This is a genomic window from Mesorhizobium sp. M4A.F.Ca.ET.090.04.2.1 (assembly GCF_003999085.1).
Lineage (GTDB): Bacteria > Pseudomonadota > Alphaproteobacteria > Rhizobiales > Rhizobiaceae > Mesorhizobium.
The window spans coordinates 1-4,089 of the sequence record NZ_RZOT01000544.1 but is presented as its reverse complement, the minus strand read 5'-3'; the positions used below and the strand labels follow the sequence as shown (position 1 = coordinate 4,089).

Sequence of the window (4,089 nt, the reverse complement as noted above, 5' to 3'; positions counted from 1 at the left end):
CCCCAACGACCACCACCACCCCGTCATCGATCGCGCCGGTCCTCACCATCGCGGATCCGACACTCAAGGTGAACGGGCTGGGTGGTACGGTTGACCTCGGAGTCAAGGTGACAACGACCGACCCCAACGATGTCGTGACCGTGAATGTGACGGGCTTGCCGAGATACGAGACGATCACCGACAAGCTCGATGGTAAGACGTTTAGTGGCAAGAACATCACCTTGACGGCGGCGCAGGTCGACAGCGGATTGACGCTGCAATCGAACTACAAGGGCGCGGCTCATCCGGTGGCGACGCTCACGCTGACGGCAACGGCCAAGGACCCGGTCACCGGCGCCGTCACGACAGCCTCGCCGCAGAGCATCACCGTAGTGGATCCTCGGCCCGCGACCGCCACAACGTCGCTAGAGTCCTTGGCAACCCGGGGCCCTGCGCTGCTGCACGAGCAAAGGGACCTGGTCGCCGGCGGCGCTAGGACCTGGGCGCCGCATAGCCTTGCCGCGGCGGATCATCCGACTGCGACCGGCACGGCCAGGGCGTCCCTGGCAAGCCAGAGTTTTGCGCTGCTGAACCAGTATCTGGCCGGCAAATCCGGCCGGGTCGATTCCGGTCAGATCGTGGCTGTCTTGTCGAATGGAGCCAGCTGGGATCACGACACGTACATGACCAGACCGCACCATTGATCGCCTCCGCACCCAGGGGCTTCCGCCCCTGGGTGCAGCACCGTCAAGGTTGTGAATGCCAGGGGGAGATCGAACGCGGACGTATTTCCGCAAGGGTTAGCCAAAATGGCGATACAAAACGAGAATGCCTACGCAGCAGACCATGGACTTCGAGCCCTGGCCCTGTTCCTGCGCTTTCATGGCGTGGACGCCAAGCCCGACCAGATCCGCGATCGCTATGGCGACGGCGGTGCAATCGGCATCCGCGCGATGCTTCGCTGCGCCCGCGAGCTCGGGCTTAAGGTCGGCGCGCGCAAGGCACATTGGAACCGTCTTTCGAGCGTTCGGCTGCCCGGCATCGCTTCGTTGCACGATGGCGGATTTCTGCTTCTCGCAAAGGCCGACGACAACGGCGCGGTTGTGCTGCATCCACACTCGTCGGGGCCGAAGCGGATTACGCGCGCGGAATTGGAAGCAATCTGGGATGGCCGTTTGATCCTGGCCGGATCACAGAACGTCGCGCAGCGGGCGCTTCATACCCTTGCTGGCATGGGTATGCGCGGTCGTGATCTGCTGCGGCGCGCCCGCGATACCGTGATGCGCCCGCGTTTCGCCGATCGACGCGATACGGCCGCCGAGGCGACGAGCACCGCATCTGAGAGCGACGATGACTCAGGGCTCATTGCCTTGGCGATATTGCTGCGTTGCCATGGCATCGCGGCCGACCCGGACCAGATCCGGCATCGGATGGGCGCGGCGCGCGTGGGTGTTACCGAAGTCCTTCGCTGTGCAAAGGATTTCGGACTCAAAGCCCAGGCACAGAGGACGAAGTGGAATCGGCTTGCGGTTACTCCGTTGCCGGGAATCGCCGTGCTTCGGGACGGTGGATTCCTGATCCTCGGCAAAGTCGTCGACGACAAGCTCCTCGTTCAGCGCCCGTCGTCGCCGCAACCCATTACAATGACCCAGGCCGACCTTGAGGCCATCTGGGACGGCGACATCATCCTGATGACCCGGCGCGCGCCCCTGACGGATCTCTCTCGACGGTTCGATATCAGCTGGTTTCTCGGCGCGGTCCACAAGTATCGCCATCTTCTCAGCGAAGTGCTGGTCGCGTCATTCTTCCTTCAGGTTTTTGCCCTTCTCTCACCGCTATTCTTCCAGGTGATCATCGACAAGGTGCTCGTGCATCGAAGCATGAGCACGCTTGATGTTCTGGTCACCGGTCTCGTCGCGCTGACGGTTTTCGAAACCGTCCTTGGCACGCTGCGCGTCTATCTGTTCGCGCATACGACGAACCGCATCGACGTCGAGCTCGGCGCCCGGCTGTTTCGTCACCTGCTGGCGTTGCCAATCGCATATTTCCAGACGCGCCGCGTGGGGGATTCGGTCGCACGCGTCCGCGAGCTCGAGAATATCCGCCAGTTCCTGACGAGCTCGGCGCTCACGCTTGTCATCGATCTCGTCTTCACCGTCGTTTTCCTCGCGGTGATGTTCTACTACACGACTTCGTTGACGCTGATCGTTCTGGCGTCGTTCCCATTCTACATCGGTATTTCTGCGGGAGCTGCGCCGCTGTTTCGCCGGCGCCTTGATGAGAAGTTCGATCGCGGCTCGGAGAATCAAGCTTTCCTGGTCGAGACCGTCACGGGCGTCGAAACGCTGAAGGCCATGGCGGTCGAGCCGCAGATGCAGCGACGTTGGGAGGAGCAGCTCGCCGCCTATGTGACCGCAAGCTTCCGCGTGCTCAGCCTGAACAATACGGCGAGCCAGGCGGTGCAGCTGATAAACAAGCTGGTCGTCGCCGCAACCCTGTACTTCGGTGCCAAGCTCGTGATCGGTGGCGACCTGACCGTCGGCGAACTCGTCGCATTCAATATGCTGGCATCCCGCGTAAGCATGCCGGTGCTGCGGCTCGCGCAGATTTGGCAGGATTTCCATCAGGCCCGCCTGTCGATCGATCGTCTCGGCGATATCCTCAACACCATTCCCGAGCCAAGCCTCAATCCTGGCCGCGCCACTCTGCCGGCGATCCGCGGACAGGTGACATTCGAGCATGCGACTTTCCGCTACCGAGTCGACGGCCCCGAGGTGCTGCACGACGTGTCGTTCAGCGTCGAGCCCGGTCAGGTCATCGGCATCGTGGGCTCCTCGGGCTCCGGCAAGAGCACCATCGCCAAGCTGATACAGCGGCTCTATGTGCCGGAGAGCGGACGCGTGCTGGTCGATGGCGTCGATCTGGCGATGGTCGACCTGACCTGGCTTCGCCGCCAGATCGGAGTCGTCCTGCAAGAGAACGTACTCTTCAACCGATCCATTCGCGAAAACATCGCGCTCGCCGATCCGGCTATGCCTATGGAGCGCGTCGTTGCAGCGGCGTCGCTCGCTGGCGCTCACGATTTCATCCTGGAACTGCCCGAGGGCTATGACACTATCGTGGGCGAACGCGGCAGCAGTCTTTCTGGCGGACAGCGCCAGCGCGTCGCAATCGCGCGGGCACTCATCACCGATCCGCGCATCCTCATCCTCGACGAGGCGACCAGCGCGCTGGACTACGAAAGCGAACGCGCCATTCAGCAGAACATGACACGAATCTCTGCCGGCCGGACCGTCTTCGTCATCGCGCATCGGCTCTCGACTGTGCGTCACGCGAACCGGATCATCACGATCGAGCATGGCCGCATCGTCGAGGACGGTACCCATGATGACCTGATCCGCTCGAACGGGCGTTACGCTAACCTCCACTATCTGCAGGCCGGCATTCATGAAGTCCGCTAGCCAAAACATCGTCGAGTTTCCGAGAGTCAATCCTCGTCGCCACGAGCACGAAGTTGCGTTCCTGCCGGCGGCGCTCGAAATCACCGAATCGCCGCCGTCGCCGATCGGGCGCGCAATCGGGGCGAGTATCATCGCGGTCTTCTGCTTCGCGCTGGTGTGGGCGTCGCTGGGCAGCGTCGATATCGTCGCAACGGCGACGGGCAAGATCGTGCCAGACGGGCGCACCAAGCTGATCCAGCCATTCGACACCGGCGTCGTGCGCGCCATCAACGTGCGCGATGGTCAGAGCGTGAAGGCTGGCGACGTCCTGATCGAGCTCGACCCGACCATGACGGACGCCGACCAGGAGCGCCAGAAAAGCGATCTCCTTTCGGCCGAACTCGACGTCGCACGGCTGCGCGCGGCGCTCGCGGAGGATCCGCTTGCGGCCTTCCGACCGCCGCAGGGGGCAAGCGCGGCGGAGATCGAGATGCACCGTCAGTTTCTTGTCAGTCAGCTCGCCGAACAGAACACCAAGCTCGCCGAGATCGATCGCGAGCAAACCCAGAAAGAGGCGGAACGATCGACCACTTTGGCGAGCGGCGCGAAGCTCGAGGCGACGATACCGCTGCTGCAGGAGCGGGTCGACATTCAAAAGAACCTCGTCGAC

General features: G+C 62.8%; 2 protein-coding genes and 1 pseudogene. All 3 read left to right on the top strand.

Annotation, left to right across the window (positions count from 1 at the left end; genetic code table 11):
• Positions 1–683, top strand: a pseudogene (locus EN781_RS34570) (hypothetical protein); the annotation flags it as partial.
• A 105-nt stretch (positions 684–788) separates the two neighbouring features.
• Positions 789–3,440, top strand: a complete 2,652-nt coding sequence (locus EN781_RS27705; protein WP_126055888.1) for a type I secretion system permease/ATPase — start codon at positions 789–791, stop codon at positions 3,438–3,440.
• A partial coding sequence (locus EN781_RS27700) for a biotin/lipoyl-binding protein (RefSeq protein ID WP_127400522.1) occupies positions 3,427–4,089 on the top strand: 663 nt, incomplete at its 3' end. The genes EN781_RS27705 and EN781_RS27700, both read left to right, overlap by 14 nt.

Bases quoted from the DNA above. Each gene is read 5' to 3' on its own strand.
- EN781_RS27705 (WP_126055888.1), top strand. From the start codon at position 789: ATGGCGATACAAAACGAGAATGCCTACGCAGCAGACCATGGACTTCGA.